Here is a 15,639-nt window from a genome sequence, read left to right as displayed (position 1 = left end):
AGAGTCCATGCCAGAATTACCAGAAGTTGAAGTCACCCGTCAGGGTATTGCCCCCTTTCTCATTGAGCAAACTGTCTCGGATCTTGTGATACGTAATGGCTCACTACGTTGGCCAGTACCTGATATCGCTAAACACATTATTGGCCAAACCATACGCCAAGTGCGCCGACGTGCTAAATATCTGTTAATCGATACAGATGCAGGCACGACTATCGTCCATTTAGGTATGTCGGGAAGTTTGCGGATCTTGCCGCACAACACTCCCGTTGAAAAACATGACCATATCGACTTAGTGCTCGCCAATGGGCGTATATTACGCTTTAACGACCCTAGACGTTTTGGTGCTTGGCTTTGGTGCGAACTCCCTGAAGAAGCCCATCCATTACTCGCCAAACTTGGGCCAGAACCTTTAACCAATGCCTTTAATGTTAATCAATTAGCCACCGCATTAGCGGGAAAAAAGAAGGCAATTAAACTCTGTTTAATGGATAACCATATTGTCGTCGGTGTGGGGAATATTTACGCTAACGAGGCGCTATTTGCAGCAGGTATTCACCCAGAAGCCGAAGCGGGAAAAATCGATAATGAACGCTTAAGCCTATTAGTTGCTGAGGTGAAGCAAATCTTAGCTCACGCGATAAAGCAGGGAGGAACCACATTGAAAGACTTCACTAATGCTGAGGGTAAACCGGGATATTTTGCTCAAAAACTCCATGTTTATGGTCGAGGCGGCGAAACCTGCACAAACTGTGGAAACCTACTCAGTGAAATCCGTTTAGGCCAACGTACCACCGTTTTTTGTAGTATTTGCCAAACTCGTTGATTTAAAGAATGCCAAGCAGAAGCTTGGCATTCACTTTACTATTTGAAGAGACATTAAGACTCAAAAGCGATACTCAAAATTACTAAAGAAGGTGGCATTGGTATCATTGTCTTGAACATCAAATTCCGATCTTGATACTGTCCCTCCCAAGCTCAACATGCCTTTCCAGACTGGCATTCGATAGGAAAGCTCAAGCATCAATAAATCCTCTTTAGGAGGCTGTGGCGCCCACGTATTAATCACATTGGTACCATCTTTATTGAGTTGAGCATAACGCAGCAGTGAGGTAAAACCGCGGCTATCATTAAACTGCCCTACCAAGCCCAACACAAAGACTTGGGCATCACTATCATAGGTTGAGTCTAATGCACGGCCATAATAGCGAGAACCGCTTAAATAGACGGGATCTTCATAGAAGCAATTTGCACTGTCGCCATCACACTTAACATAGGTGTCAGAGTATTCCATAAACAGCTTAAACTGTTTACTCGATGTACCAAAATGCGTATCTATTCCCCAAAGAGAACCGCAGTCGCTACCATTCTCACAACTACGCTCTAGATATAAGCCCACAGGAATATCCTGCCAAGTGTCGGCATAGCGCATATCGATACTCTGTGTTCTGTGGCCCGCATCGCGGCGCTGATCAAACGCACAATCGTTCGAACCATCAATACAAACTGAATGACTAACAACCGCATCCCACCATGAGCTAACATCACATTCTTGGCCTTCACCACAAAATAATGTCGACCAAGATAATCCCACTTCAATCTGTTTAATCGGCCTTGCACTGAAGCGCATATCCCACTCAGCAGTCTTAGGCACGGCGCGGTCAACTTCCGTTAAGCTAAAGCCCGTTTTAAAGGTCCAAGGGCCAATCCAAGATAACCAAGGTGTTTCTAAGGCAGACGCATTATTACGGCTTAGCGTCAATGATTGCATAGGGCGAGCATTGTTAGAGCGGTGAAGCGCAGAGTCAAACCCCGCTCCCCACCACTGCTCGACCGAACCTAATGTAGCAATCCAATTCCCAAAAATAATCGCAAAATAGGATTCATCGAGACGGAAGTTTTTATCATCTTGGGGATCATAAGTTTCTGCGACTGTGGTTTTATAGGCTATACGCGAACCAAGGTACTCATAGGATGCCAGCGCCTCTCCTTTTTCACGATAATCAGAACCGTAGTGCTGAAAACGTGCAGGATCGGTTGCAGCGGACAGTTTTATCCGTGTATTTCCACGATTATCGACAGCATTGTGATAATAAAAATTAACCCGCGCAAAAGCTTGTACTAATGCAGGTGAAAGTAGCTCAGGTTCAACTTTCGCTAAATCTCCACCAATCCCAGACCACATCAAAGGATAAGTATTGACTGGCACAGTAATAACACCCGCATCAGCTAACGCTTGAATATCGGCTCTAAGATAAATATCTGAGGCATCGACCCAAGGTGCAGCGGTAAGTATTGAAGAAAATAATAGACTAGAGGCAACGCTAGTAGCGAGGATAGTGGGGGTTAAAAAAGCCTTCATAACATCCTTTTAGGTATCGTCGCGAGGTCACAATGCCTCAAGAATAACACAACTTATCTAGGTAAAAACCAAATAGGTTAGCAGCAAAAACTAGGTATTAATCGATGTAAGTTTTGCCGCTAAAGCAGCCGCTACCTCTGGGTGCACAAATTGGCTGACATCACCGCCATGTAAAGCCACTTCTTTTACTAGCGTGGAGGAAATAAAAGAGTTCTCCTCGGCAGGCGTTAAAAACACGCTTTCAAGATCTGGGCTCAATCTACGATTCATATTAGCGAGTTGAAATTCATACTCAAAATCAGACACTGCACGCAAACCACGAACGAGTACACTGGCTTTTTGCTCCTTGGCAAAATCCACCAATAAACCAGAAAAACCAACCACATCAACATTATCCAGATGCGCAGTAACACGATTAACTAGCTCAACACGTTCTTCTAGGGTGAATCTAGGTTGCTTAGAAGGGTTAGCAGCAATACCAATAGTCACATGTTTAAATAGTTTAGCCGCACGCTCTATCAAGTCCACATGACCATTAGTGATAGGATCGAAAGTTCCTGGATAAATCGCTCTTGTATGCATAGAAAAGTACATCCTCACTGTCATAATTCATTAAAGACACCAAAACACCCTTTCAATCCGTCGCAGACTCAACGTGTACCCGTTGAATACAATTATTTTTTAACTAATTAATTCTATTGATAAAAATAGCCGCGAAAACATAACGATGACTTTAATTTTTAAGCGTATTATATACAAATTTAATACAGATATCTGATAATCGTCACCCAAGCGTAAATCGTTAAAAATGACTTTCGGCACAATCCAAACTAAGGCGCGTAGCTAACCGAATAAAAAAAGTTTAAAATATACAGAATTCAAATGAAATACAAAAAGTTACGATGTTACTTTGCTATTCACAGCAAGAGTCATATTAAGAATCTGCAATTAAAGGTGTTCAAGTGATAGACCACTCCCTTAAATTAAAACTTCATTCTCATGGGGCATTAATACTCGTTAATGCACTCATAGCGATGGTCATTGCTAGCCGCTATTTTGCTTTTTTACCTGAACTACCTAGCGATAGTCTCGGGATTTTCTTCTTGCTTGTGAGTACATTCTCGCAAATGGCTCTACTAGCAGGGATTTTAGGGTTAGTGACACTGCCATTAGTTTATTTACCCACCACATTAAGGCAATGTCTCCAATCCGGATTGGCGGCATTAGCAATTAGCGTCTTAGTCATTGATACCTTTGTCTTTGCCCAATATCGTTTTCATATCAATTCTGTTGTACTCGATCTTATTCTCGCGGGCCAAATTGTCAGTTTCCCGTGGTCAACTTGGGTAATGGTCTGCGTTGGAGTTGGAGTCTTATGGATGGGGGAATGGCTGCTTATCCGTTGGTTAGAAAGCACTCCTTTACGAAAAAAATCATTAAATCGATATTTTTTATCGTTAACTATCATAGCATTACTGTCAACCCATAGTGTACATATCTGGGCGGCAGCAAATGCATACCAGCCCGTCACCCAGCTAAAGCGTTACTTGCCTTTGTTCTATCCTGCAACAGCAAACAGCCTAATGCGTAAATATGGCTATATCAACGAATCGGCTATTGCTCAACAAAAGGCGCTTACCTTAAAAAGTCAAAGTGACTTACGCTATCCCATTGAACCACTGAGTTTTACAGAAGTATCAAAGCCGACCAATATTTTATTGCTCGTGATTGACTCTTGGCGGGCGGATACTTTTAACGCAGAAAATACACCTAACCTATGGGCGCTCGCACAATCCGGTGTCATCTTTAACCAGCATATCGCTTCTGGCAACTCAACAAGGGCGGGTATTTTTGGTCTTTTTTACGGTATACCTGGTACTTACTGGCACGCCATGTTAGCCAATCAGCAAAGTCCCTTAATCGTAGACCGATTACAACAACTCAACTACCAGATGGGCATCTTTACTGCCGCGCAATTGCACAAACCTGAATTTGATCAAACCGTGTTTGTGAATATTGATAATTTACGTATTGGCTCATCAGGCACAAGCCCATCGGCACTGGATGCGAATCTGGTTAACGATTGGACAGCATGGTATGCACAACGTGATAAACAACGGCCTGTATTTTCATTTTTATTTTTTGACTCGCCACACGGTTACGATTTCCCCAATGATTACCCCCATCACTATGAACCGATGCTAGGTGAAGTAAACTACTTAAAATTGGATAATAACTCGGATCCAGTGCCATTTTTTAATCGCTATAAAAACAGTGTTCACTATGTTGATAGCTTAGCTAAAAACGTATTAGAAACACTTAAGTCATCAGGTGAGCTCGATAACACGCTGGTGATTATTACGGGCGATCATGGCCAAGAAATTAATGATAATAAATTGAATTTTTGGGGCCATAACAGCAATTACACCGACGTTCAAGTGAAAGTGCCATTTGCGATAGTGGGGCCTAAAGTGAATGTTGATAGGATGTCAAAGAATCGCGATAAACTCACAAGTCATCAAGATTTAGTGCCAACAATAATGGAAAACTATCTGGGTGTAACTAGCCCAATTAACCATTATTCAGTTGGAGAAGATCTTCTCAATCAAATAAATGATCGTCCTTGGATCATCTCTTCAAATTATAGTGGTTTCGCAATAATAACTAACGAATCAATTTTAGAGGTAGAAGCCAGTGGCCAGTATGATCTACTGGATAAAATGAATAGACCACTTAAAGATCAGCAACCTAACTTTGACTATTTGAAACAAGCACTCGAACAGCTAAGTCGATTCAATAAGTAAACCCAAAGGATGGCGTAAAAAATTATTGGAAAAACCTTACAAGGGGAAACACGTTAACCGGTAATCCTAGAGCAAACGCTTAAAATCGAGAAAGGTTTGGGCTTGCTGGTCTTTTAGGGATAATAACGGACTTTTTATAGGCCATTGAATATTCAATTGCGGGTCATCCCAACGGATGGCCCCCTCACTCGCTTGATGATAGTAATCTGTGGTTTTATATAAGCACTCGGCAGTATCACTCAAAGTCAGAAAACCATGGGCAAAGCCCTGAGGGATCCAAAGCTGGCGTTTGTTTTCCGCCGTTAAACTCACACCCAACCATTCACCAAACGTGGAAGAGTTCTTTCTAATATCCACAACAACATCAAACACCTCACCCACAACACAACGTACTAACTTAGCTTGTGCATGGGGTGAACCTTGATAATGCAGGCCACGCAACACACCTTTACTCGACTTTGAATGATTGTCTTGTACAAACTGAACTTGACGACCAATGGCGGCCTCGAATTGCTGTTGGTTAAAACTTTCAAAGAAGAAACCGCGTTCATCACCAAAAACCTTAGGTTCAATGATTTTTACATCGGCTATTTTAGTATCAATAATGTTCATTTTTTCTCAGGAATTGGTCATAAAATCGTGCCGATGTGTAAATACTCACCACTGGTTCAGATTTTTTAACGCTGCTTGCCAGTCACTCGGTGCAATTCCAAACTGCTTCATTATCTTACGGCAATCTAGCTTGGAATTGGCAGGGCGTGTCGCCTGTGTCGGGTAGTCAGTTGTTGTAATGGCATTTACCCGAATTTCTTTATTGATTAATCCCACATCAAATGCCTGCTCAAAAATATATTCAGCAAACTGATGCCAGCTAACATGGGGCTCACCGGAATAATGATAAATACCGAAATTAGCACCGTTTTTTAACCGTATCGCTTTAGTTATAGTGATCAAGCTAGCAGCAATATCTGCCGCATAGGTCGGCCCACCAAACTGGTCTGCAACAACCCCTAACTCATCGTGCGTTTGTGTGAGCCCCAGCATGGTGTTCACAAAATTTTTACCATGCTCTCCGAATACCCAAGCTGTACGCAAAATAATATGACGAGGGCATAGGTTTGCAACCTCAATTTCTCCTGCAAGCTTGCTCTGGCCATATACTCCCAGAGGATCAGGGATATCATCCTCTGTATATAAACCGTGTTTGCGACCAGAAAATACATAATCACTTGAAATATGTAGTATTAATGCACCAACTTGATTTGCAGCCTCGGCGAGATACTTTGGGCCATCACGATTAATTGCATAACACAACTCAATTTCCTGCTCTGCTTTATCCACTGCAGTATAAGCCGCAGCATTGATAATCACATCTGGATGAAATTGATTTACAACGGTATAAACCTGCTCACGGTTTGTGATGTCTAACCGCTCACGCTCTAATGCACATAAAGTAATAGAGGACATAGTCTGCATTTGTGTAACTAAACACCTGCCGACCTGACCATTACACCCAGTCACTAATACTTTTATGGCCTGCATATTTATACCTAAGCCTCAATGGCTAAACGATAAGGATACAGTTTAAAGTCATTTTTGAGCATAGGTTTATGCTAACGCCGAAATTTGAGCTAATACTAAGTTTAGGTAAAAACTAGCACCGTTTATTTTCAAGTAACCATAATCCAACATATTTATTAAAGTTGACTTGTGCATAGGTCATTGCAACGATAAAGCCTACTCGACCATCTAAAAAGCCTCGGCGTAAAAAGTAAATATGTAAAAAAGTCCATAATCCTCTTAAAAGCGCCAACATGAGACCATGGGATTTTTTACCCTTTCGGTGATATTTCTGGGAACCAAGCCAAGCATATTGAGCGGCTTTATTTAAACCATGCCCATAATCACGGTGGGTATAATGTAATAATAATCCTTTTAACTTACCAATATTGCCATCCGCTGGAATCACTGTTTCATGAACTTCATCAAGGGTATAGCGCGCCCCCTCCCGCTTAAATAGCCGTAAAACAGCCCTAGCACTACGCCCATACTTCAATGTTTTACCATAAAGAGTGACTCCCCATGGCAAGCAAAAAGCCGATTCTTTGATCTGTTCCTGTGATAACAACGCAACTAAGGCATTTCGCATCGTGTCATCGAGTGCTTCATCTGCATCAATTGACAATACCCAGTCACAGCTCGTTTGATCCAAAGCCCTTTGCTTTTGTTTACCAAATCCTGGCCAGTCGGTAACAGTAATTTTGTCAGTATATTTTTGACATATCGCGAGAGTGTTATCTGTTGAACCGCTATCAAGCACGATAATTTCATCGGCAATATCTGCGATAGACGCGAGGCAACGCTCTACGCGATCGGCCTCATTCTTGGTGATTAACATAACGGATAACGAGTGCTTCTTCACTTAATAACCTCAAATATCAATTCTTTATAAAAAATGGCCTAGCATTTCCAATAACCTAACTTTCGACGCATTTTAAAATGACGCAATAAATTTTTCGGCTTAGGTTTTAGCCAATCGGTTCCCTTGTCAATCAATGCATCTGTAGCTGCGAGCACACGTAGGCTAGACAGACCATCGCTTGTGGGATGGATCTGGTTACAGTAATCATGGATATGCGCCATTAGATCATCGGGTCGGCTAAGTGCTCTGGCTAATGCAGGCTCAATATCTTCGACTCGGCTAATATCGATTAAATGCTCCTTAGGTGACTGATTTTTAAAGGTCACCACAGGTTTACGTTGCATTAAAAACATCAGTAGAATCGATGATGTATCACATAACATTACGTCCCCAGCCTGCAATAAAGGGATCACATTATCAGTTTCGACAAACTGCAAGTTATCATTTTCTAACGCCTTATACTGCTCAACAATTTTATGATTCATCTTAGGATGGAATTGCACAAGCCAACGCCATTGCCCTTTTTGCGACAATGCTTTTATCTGTTCAAAGACGACAGGCGCGCAAGTCAGACTAGGTGAAAATGTTGAACAAAAGAGTACAACAGGCCTTGGATCATCAGGCTTAATATAGGGATTGTCTGTATTTTCAATAAATAAGGGATCGAGTGCTGGCCAGCCCGTTTCGGCAACTGTAAAAGTACCTAATTTCTTTTCTAGTGCAAGGAAAGGCAACGTAGTGTCTGGGCCTTGGGTACAATATAAGTCAAAGCAATCACGAATTTCGAAGTGATCTTCACGCCCCTTACGATTTATTTTGCCCGCATTAAAGCCATGGAAGACACCAACCTTTACGCCAGGGATAAAGCTTGGCACTACATTACCAGGCACAAATACGGCATCGGGTTTCCATGCTTTTACCGCATCGATATCAGGTAAACGCTTTTCATCTTCTTTGAGATATTTGGGGTCGACTTCATTGCCCTCTAAAAACCAACGGACTTCGTCGCCACGCGCCAGAATCACTTGTTGAAGCGGCCTTAAAATGGCATAGGAATAATTTTGCGCTATATACAATAAATAACGTTTTTTATTCATTTTACTGAGCGTAGCCTTATCGTTATTTGGAACAGAAGTAACAAATGATCCATATGTAATTAATTACGGATGTTGTTAAATTGATTAATTACATTTACCACATAAATCACATCTTTATCGGTCATAACTGAACTGATGGGAATACTAAGAACCTGTTGATGAATTAATTCCGTCAATGGTAATACTTGTGAATTCATATATTGATATGCATGTTGTTTATGAGGAGGGATCGGATAGTGAATTAATGTTTGTATCCCCTCTGCGGCTAAGAATTGCTGTAAAGCTTCACGCTGCTCACAACGTACAACAAATAGATGCCAGACATGGGTTAATTCATCCGACACTTGTGGCAAGATGATTAGCGGATTAGTGATACCTGTACGATAAACTTGAGCAACCTGTTGGCGTCGCGCAGTTTCTACCTCAAGATGGTTTAACTTCACTCTTAACATAGCAGCCTGAATTTCATCAAGGCGACTGTTCACTCCTTGATAAAGGTTTTCATACTTTTGGTGAGAACCATAATTACGAAGCGCCTTAATAGCTAATGCGAGTTCGTCGTCGTTAGTAGTAATGGCGCCAGCATCACCCAAAGCACCTAAGTTTTTACCCGGATAAAAACTAAAACCTGCAGCATCTCCCCAGTTGCCAGCACGCTTACCGTTAATTTCTGCACCATGAGATTGCGCACAATCTTCTAATACTAATAGATTAAATTCTTTTGCAAGCGCCATAATCTCCTGCATCGGAGAAATTTGGCCGTATAAATGTACGGGTAAAATCAGTTTAGTTTTAGCGGTAATTGCTTTACGTACAATTTCAGGCTCTAGGTTATAAGTTGTAGGATTCGGCTCAACCAATACTGGAACTAAGCCATTTTCTGTAATAGCTAATACAGACGCAATATAGGTATTTGCTTGAACAATTACTTCATCACCCGCTTTTAGCTTCCCAAGCTCTTTCCATGCTCGAATAGTGAGAATTAAGGCATCTAATCCATTAGCAACACCAATGGCATATTTAGTTCCACAATAAGCCGCAAATTCTGCTTCAAACTGCGCTAGCTCATTGCCCATAATATACCAACCAGAATCAATCACCCGAGCACAAGCATCTTTCAGTTCTTGCTGATATTGACTATTAATAGCTTGTAAATCTAAGAAGTTAATCATTTTGCGTCTCTATATATCGAATAATTTTGGCTGGATTACCTACGACAACAGCATAAGCAGGCACATCTTTAGTCACGACAGCACCTGCACCAACCATGGCATGCTTGCCAATAGTAACCCCTGGCAATAGAGTCGCATTTGCACCAATTGAAGCGTACTCTTCGACAGTTATTTTAGAAAATGCATCAGGATATACTTTAGAACGTGGCATTTTGTCATTAGTAAAAGTGGCGCAAGGACCAATAAAAACATTATTACCAATACAGGTACCATCCCAAATATAGACCCCAGATTTAACAGTCACGTTATCACCAATAGTGACATCATTTTCAATCAAAGTATGGGCACAGATATTACAATCACGGCCAATTTGAGCATCTTTTAAAACAACAGCAAATTGCCATACACGAGTACCTTCACCAATTTGGCTAGATTGTACATCACTTAATGGATGAATAAACATTTGCGCTAACCGCCTCAATGAATTGTGAATAATCCCTAATATAGTCCGACTCATCATAGAGTTGATCTGCAAGGACTATTAATACGCAATCCTCAGAGAAGTCGTGCATTTCTCGCCACAGGAAGGATTCGATTAACAATCCTTGGGCTGGGTTATTTAACCAAATTTCAGATCTTTCAGTGCCACTGTCCAACACAAAACGGCAGGAACCTTTAAGACAAATAGCAACTTGCTTTAATGCCTTATGAGCATGAAAGCCTCTTGCAACACCTTGCGCTGTGCCATAAATATAATAAACACGCTTTATATCAAAAGGAATTTGGTGATTTGCCTCTAAGGCAACTAGTGAACCTCGTTCATCTCCAAGTGTTTTTAAATCAATTATTTTAATCAGGCTCATAGACTAACCTTTTGAATCTTTTAGTAAATCAAGGAGATATTTACCATAACTATTTTTAGCCATCGTTTTAGCGACAACTTTAATCGCTTTATCCGTTAGCCAAGCATTGCGCCATGCAATCTCCTCTAAACAAGCAATTTTAAAACCTTGGCGCGTTTCAATAGTTTCAACAAATGAGCCTGCTTCTAAAAGGCTTTCGTAGGTTCCTGTATCTAACCATGCAAAGCCTCGACCTAACAGTTCGACATTCAGCTCACCCATTTCAAGATAGGCTTGATTGATACTGGTTATTTCTAATTCACCACGAGCTGAGGGTTTAACATTTTTGGCAATATTGACGACTTGATTATCATAGAAATATAAACCCGTGACCGCAAAGTTAGATTTGGGTTTTGACGGTTTCTCTTCAATACTAATAGCCTTCTGATTTTGATCAAACTCAACCACACCAAAACGCTCTGGATCTTTGACTTGATAACCAAAAACCGTTGCTCCCGTTGTTCTTGCAGCAGCTTTTTTGAGTATTGGAGAGAAACCTTGCCCCCAAAAAATATTATCGCCAAGAGCCAAACAAACACTATCACTACCAATAAATGCTTCGCCAATAATAAATGCTTGGGCTAAACCATCAGGGCTTTGTTGCACAGCGTACTGTAGGTTAATACCAAAATCGCTGCCATCACCAAGAAGACGTTGAAATGAAAACTGATCCTCTGGGGTAGTAATAATCAGAATATCCCGTATACCTGCGAGCATTAGCACAGAAATTGGATAGTAAATCATGGGCTTATCATAAACAGGCAATAGCTGTTTTGATACCCCTTTAGTAATAGGATAAAGTCGCGTGCCAGAGCCACCGGCGAGAATAATTCCTTTCATAAATCCTCAAATCGATAACAGTAAAAAATATGGAAAATAAACTTTAAATCCCTAAACGCTCTCGTTGATAGCTACCATCTTGGACACGCTGACACCACTCTTGATTGTTTAGATACCATTCAATCGTTTTGCGTAGACCTGTTTCAAAGGTTTCTTGGGGTCGCCAATTAAGCTCTCGGCTCATCTTTGTTGCATCAATGGCGTAACGACGGTCATGCCCTGGACGATCTGTTACATACGTGATAAGTGTCGAATGCGAGGTGTTAAGAGGGTAGCCGCGTTCATGCAGCGGTACTAATTCATCCATAATGGCACAGATGCTGTTAACTACTTCGATATTTTGCTTCTCATTTTGACCACCAATATTGTAGGTTTCCCCAATTTTACCTTCTGTGACTACTTTATATAAAGCGCGTGCATGGTCTTCAACATACAACCAATCACGGATTTGATCACCTTTACCGTAAATAGGTAAAGGTTTACCTTCCAGTGCATTAAGGATGACTAATGGGATCAGCTTTTCAGGAAAGTGATAAGGCCCATAGTTATTAGAGCAGTTTGTCACTATTACTGGTAATCCATAGGTACGTAACCATGCCCGTACTAAATGATCGCTAGAAGCTTTAGACGCAGAATAAGGGCTACTCGGTGCATAGGAGGTTGACTCCGTGAATAGCGGTAAGGATTCCCCTATGCCCATTTCATCTGGATGAGGTAAATCGCCATACACTTCATCAGTTGAAATATGATGAAAGCGAAATCTAGCCTTGCGCTCAACATCAAGCTCCATCCAATACTGTCGAGATGCCTCTAAAAGAGTATAAGTACCCACAATATTAGTTTGAATAAAATCTGAAGGGCCAGTGATCGAACGATCGACATGAGACTCTGCGGCTAAGTGCATCACTACATCAGGTTGGTACTGATTAAAAACTCTACCTAATTCATCGCGGTCACAAATATCTACTTTCTCAAAGTTGTACCGAATATCTTCAGCAACAGAGCTTAAAGACTCCAAATTACCCGCATAGGTTAATTTGTCTAGATTGATTACGCTATCAGTTGTGTTTTTAATAATATGACGTACGACTGCAGAGCCTATAAAGCCAGCACCACCAGTAATAAGCACTTTCATACTTTACACTCCAAATCTATATGAACAATTCAATAACTTACTTAAACAAGCGTTTTATCTTAAATAAAAAATAATCAAAAAATATTTTTAATGCTTTATTCCATCTAGCACCATCAGACAACGCTTTAAATAATTTTAATAATGCATACCTAAAGACAAATGGCCCTTTACTTAAGAACAGCAATAACTCAACCTCTGCCAATCTTTGCTTAACATAAAGTTGCCCCTTATCATTACCAACAAGCCTTAAGTCTTCTGCATTTTGTATTAAATCATCATATTCCCTTATTGCACTTTTACGTCTGTGCTCATATAACTTTAGGGCATAACTATCCCCTGTCACTGCAGATATACCAGTCCCAACTCGATAGTCTACTAATTTTTCATCAATATATTTTATTCCATTCAGCAATGCGGATCTTAACGGAATAGTTTTATCTTCGTTAATAACCGCTTTGTGTAAAGAACCAAATTTATCAAAAACCTCTTTAGTCCAAGCATGAGAACAACCAAAGACATAACTCTTCCTAAATATTAGGTTTTTTACTAACAGATCTTTATCAATATCGAAAATTTCGTTGGACAAATGCTTTTCACCACATAAACCGCCCACTTCATCAATCAGATTTACAGCTGAAAAGATTGAGCTAGGCTTGCCATTTTTCAACCAAAAATCGACCAAACGATAAACTCTATCACGAGAAGATACATCATCAGATGCAAAGGCAATACAAAGTTCACCCTTAGCTAAACTCATACATTTATTTATGCTCTCAGCTATCCCTTGATTAGTTTTATTTATAAAAAACTCCAAATTTTTTAGCTGATCACAATCGTCTAAATTATCAATAAAACTTTCAATTTTTGTAACAGAATCATCAGTACTACAATCATCACAAATTATTATTTGTAGATTAGCATAAGATTGACCAAATAGACTTGTCATAGATTCATTCAAAAACCGACCATTGTTATAAGAAAGAAAAATCAAAGTCACTAAAGGTAAACTAGTATCCATATAAAACCCGTATAATATGTAAATTATTTAACATAAAAAAATCTGAGAAACTTCTCATAAAGTCTGAAAATTTCTATATATATTTTCTTAGTTACACTAATATTATTTTTTATTTTCCTAGCGCTACCTATTGTGGATGCGAGATTTGCTCTATAACAAATAAAAGGCATAAGACTATAGGCTCTAACCCTATGTAACCATGGTTTTTCCATAAAATCATCTACAGGTTCCACAATACGATCACTTGCTTTAATAAAACATTTGGCCACATCAGGGGAAACTATATATCCTGTTGTAAAACAAGTATTTTTAGTATAGTGCCCAATAGAATGGAATGTATCTATTTTTTTATCTTCAATAAACTTTCTAGCTTTAAGAGGTGCTGATAATTTAATATAACCAAACTCATTTATATGCTGAAACGCAATAGCTAATGTTGCCTTAAAATCATCAGTTAACTCCGCATGATCTTCAACTATCACTATCGGCTGATTCATTTCAACACATTTTTCCCACAGTAAATAATGACTGGCATAACAGGCAACTTCACTATTTAGTAATTCATATCCTTTACGTTTTTTGGTGACATTGGGCGCAACTCTGTCGGACAAAGTAAACCCTTCTTCCGACGCATCAACAGCATTAAAAAATTCGAATTCAATACCTGCTTTGGCAAACTTAGCAATCATTTGGGTTCTGCGCTCTATTGAGCGCTCTAAGCTAATGACAAATATTTTCATACAAACCTCACACCTATTTTATACGGCTATGCACTTAAAATAACGACAACACTTCCACCAGTCATAGGCCTTAAGTGAGTATCTGCTGAACCACCAGATCAAACTTCTCAATCACAGCATCAACACTGATTAGCGCCATCAAGTGCTCGCCCTTCGCACGGGTGCCCCATTTAACTTCACCGCTTTGTTGTGAAGCTATGACCTCATCATAGACACTCACCACAAACTGCTGTGATAGGTAAGGCCCTGTTCGGCCAGGGTTTGAATGGGCATATAAACCAATGACTGGCGTGCCTTGTGTAACCGCCATATGCGCAGGGCCCGTATCCGGAGCTAAGACTAAGCTAGCGCGTTTTAGCAGCGCCAATAATTGAGTTAGACTGGTTTTACCCACTAAATTATCGATTTTAGAGGGACACGCCTGCAAAATTTGCTCGGCTAAATCCTTCTCAAGCTGAGTTGGGCCACCACAAAGCATGACTCTAAATCCTTTGGCAATCGCATGGCTGGCAACGGCGGCATATCGCTCAGGCAGCCAATTGCGCTCAGCCTTACTGGCCGCGGCGCAAATAATAAAGACACTTTCATTGTCTTTAATATGCATTTGTGCAAACTCTGTATCGGCCATCGGAATAGGGATATTCCATTGAGGAGTAAGATCGTTAACACCTATCGCCTTAGCAAACCCCATAAAGCCTTCGAGAACATGGGGCTTAGCTAATGGTTCAACCCTATGATTTGTCACTAACCACTGGCCTTCTTTGGCGCGGGCACGGTCAAAACCTATACGTACTTTTGCTGAAATCGCTAACGATGCCAAAGTCGCGCGTAGCGCCACTTGCATATGCAGCAGTACATCAAAACGTCGACCTTTTAGTGCTTTACGCAAACTAAAATAACTACGCCACCCTTGGGATTTATCAAAAATAACAAACTCAATGCCGGGTAAATGCTTTAGCAATTGATATTCAAGCTTGCCTATCACCCAAGTGATTTTAAGCTCTGGATATTGCCGCTGAATCGCCTGCACCATAGCCACGGCATGACAGACATCACCGATTGCAGATAACCTAAGTAGACAAAGAGAATTCATGCTATTTGGATTTAAACTCATTGGGATTGAAGCTCATGGCTTTTAAGGTTGTTTAGC

At 40.5% G+C, this 15,639-nt stretch carries 16 protein-coding genes; 2 read left to right on the top strand and 14 right to left on the bottom strand.

The window, feature by feature from the left end; translation table 11 throughout:
- Positions 1-7 precede the first annotated feature (7 nt).
- The gene (mutM, locus tag JEZ96_RS00360; RefSeq protein WP_011920281.1) at positions 8-823 is read left to right on the top strand and encodes a bifunctional DNA-formamidopyrimidine glycosylase/DNA-(apurinic or apyrimidinic site) lyase; all 816 of its coding nucleotides are present in this window, start codon (positions 8-10) and stop codon (positions 821-823) included.
- Between the two features lie 60 nt (positions 824-883).
- Here mutM and JEZ96_RS00355 read toward each other — a convergent pair whose 3' ends face one another.
- Both JEZ96_RS00355 and coaD read right to left on the bottom strand, forming a co-directional pair.
- Positions 884-2,359, bottom strand: coding sequence for a capsule assembly Wzi family protein (locus tag JEZ96_RS00355; protein WP_198779834.1), 1,476 nt, complete (start codon positions 2,357-2,359; stop codon positions 884-886).
- 90 nt (positions 2,360-2,449) lie between these two features.
- Positions 2,450-2,941 (bottom strand): pantetheine-phosphate adenylyltransferase, encoded by a 492-nt coding sequence (coaD, locus tag JEZ96_RS00350; protein WP_011920283.1) that lies wholly within the window; start codon positions 2,939-2,941, stop codon positions 2,450-2,452.
- Positions 2,942-3,321: 380 nt separating this feature from the next.
- Between coaD and JEZ96_RS00345 the strand changes: the two genes are divergently transcribed.
- Positions 3,322-5,163 (top strand): DUF3413 domain-containing protein, encoded by a 1,842-nt coding sequence (locus JEZ96_RS00345; protein ID WP_025008313.1) that lies wholly within the window; start codon positions 3,322-3,324, stop codon positions 5,161-5,163.
- 66 nt (positions 5,164-5,229) lie between these two features.
- On the opposite strand, the gene rfbC is transcribed toward JEZ96_RS00345, so the two are convergent.
- The 12 genes from rfbC to JEZ96_RS00285 all read right to left on the bottom strand — a co-directional run bounded on the left by rfbC (position 5,230) and on the right by JEZ96_RS00285 (position 15,603).
- A complete protein-coding gene (gene rfbC / locus JEZ96_RS00340; protein ID WP_011920285.1) occupies positions 5,230-5,775 on the bottom strand; it encodes a dTDP-4-dehydrorhamnose 3,5-epimerase in 546 nt (181 codons plus the stop codon).
- Between the two features lie 45 nt (positions 5,776-5,820).
- A complete protein-coding gene (gene rfbD / locus JEZ96_RS00335; protein WP_061782917.1) occupies positions 5,821-6,705 on the bottom strand; it encodes a dTDP-4-dehydrorhamnose reductase in 885 nt (294 codons plus the stop codon).
- Between the two features lie 112 nt (positions 6,706-6,817).
- Positions 6,818-7,585 (bottom strand): glycosyltransferase family 2 protein, encoded by a 768-nt coding sequence (locus JEZ96_RS00330; RefSeq protein ID WP_014609534.1) that lies wholly within the window; start codon positions 7,583-7,585, stop codon positions 6,818-6,820.
- Positions 7,586-7,623: 38 nt separating this feature from the next.
- Entirely contained in the window at positions 7,624-8,682 is a 1,059-nt protein-coding gene (locus tag JEZ96_RS00325) for a CDP-glycerol glycerophosphotransferase family protein (RefSeq protein WP_025008310.1), read from the bottom strand.
- A 59-nt stretch (positions 8,683-8,741) separates the two neighbouring features.
- Positions 8,742-9,854 carry a DegT/DnrJ/EryC1/StrS family aminotransferase gene (locus JEZ96_RS00320; RefSeq protein WP_014609532.1) on the bottom strand — a complete coding sequence of 371 codons (1,113 nt, stop codon included), beginning with the start codon at positions 9,852-9,854 and terminating at the stop codon, positions 8,742-8,744.
- Positions 9,847-10,317, bottom strand: coding sequence for an acyltransferase (locus JEZ96_RS00315; protein WP_014609531.1), 471 nt, complete (start codon positions 10,315-10,317; stop codon positions 9,847-9,849). Before JEZ96_RS00315 ends, JEZ96_RS00320 begins: the two co-directional genes overlap by 8 nt.
- The gene (locus JEZ96_RS00310; RefSeq protein WP_061782915.1) at positions 10,295-10,717 is read right to left on the bottom strand and encodes a sugar 3,4-ketoisomerase; all 423 of its coding nucleotides are present in this window, start codon (positions 10,715-10,717) and stop codon (positions 10,295-10,297) included. The genes JEZ96_RS00315 and JEZ96_RS00310 overlap by 23 nt, the downstream gene beginning before the upstream one ends.
- Positions 10,718-10,720: 3 nt before the next feature.
- Positions 10,721-11,596 (bottom strand): glucose-1-phosphate thymidylyltransferase RfbA, encoded by an 876-nt coding sequence (gene rfbA, locus JEZ96_RS00305; protein ID WP_025008308.1) that lies wholly within the window; start codon positions 11,594-11,596, stop codon positions 10,721-10,723.
- A gap of 43 nt (positions 11,597-11,639) precedes the next feature.
- Complete coding sequence (rfbB, locus tag JEZ96_RS00300; RefSeq protein ID WP_025008307.1) at positions 11,640-12,731, bottom strand: dTDP-glucose 4,6-dehydratase; 1,092 nt, start codon at positions 12,729-12,731, stop codon at positions 11,640-11,642.
- Positions 12,732-12,768: 37 nt separating this feature from the next.
- On the bottom strand, positions 12,769-13,749 hold the full coding sequence (locus JEZ96_RS00295) for a glycosyltransferase (protein ID WP_014609527.1): 981 nt from the start codon (positions 13,747-13,749) through the stop codon (positions 12,769-12,771).
- A gap of 23 nt (positions 13,750-13,772) precedes the next feature.
- Positions 13,773-14,489, bottom strand: coding sequence for a glycosyltransferase family 25 protein (locus JEZ96_RS00290; protein WP_061782913.1), 717 nt, complete (start codon positions 14,487-14,489; stop codon positions 13,773-13,775).
- A gap of 70 nt (positions 14,490-14,559) precedes the next feature.
- Positions 14,560-15,603 (bottom strand): glycosyltransferase family 9 protein, encoded by a 1,044-nt coding sequence (locus tag JEZ96_RS00285; RefSeq protein WP_025008305.1) that lies wholly within the window; start codon positions 15,601-15,603, stop codon positions 14,560-14,562.
- Between the last annotated feature and the right edge of the window lie 36 nt (positions 15,604-15,639).

The sequence above is a fragment of the Shewanella putrefaciens genome (assembly GCF_016406325.1).
Classification (GTDB): domain Bacteria; phylum Pseudomonadota; class Gammaproteobacteria; order Enterobacterales; family Shewanellaceae; genus Shewanella; species Shewanella putrefaciens.
This window is presented reverse-complemented; position numbering and strand designations above follow the sequence as displayed.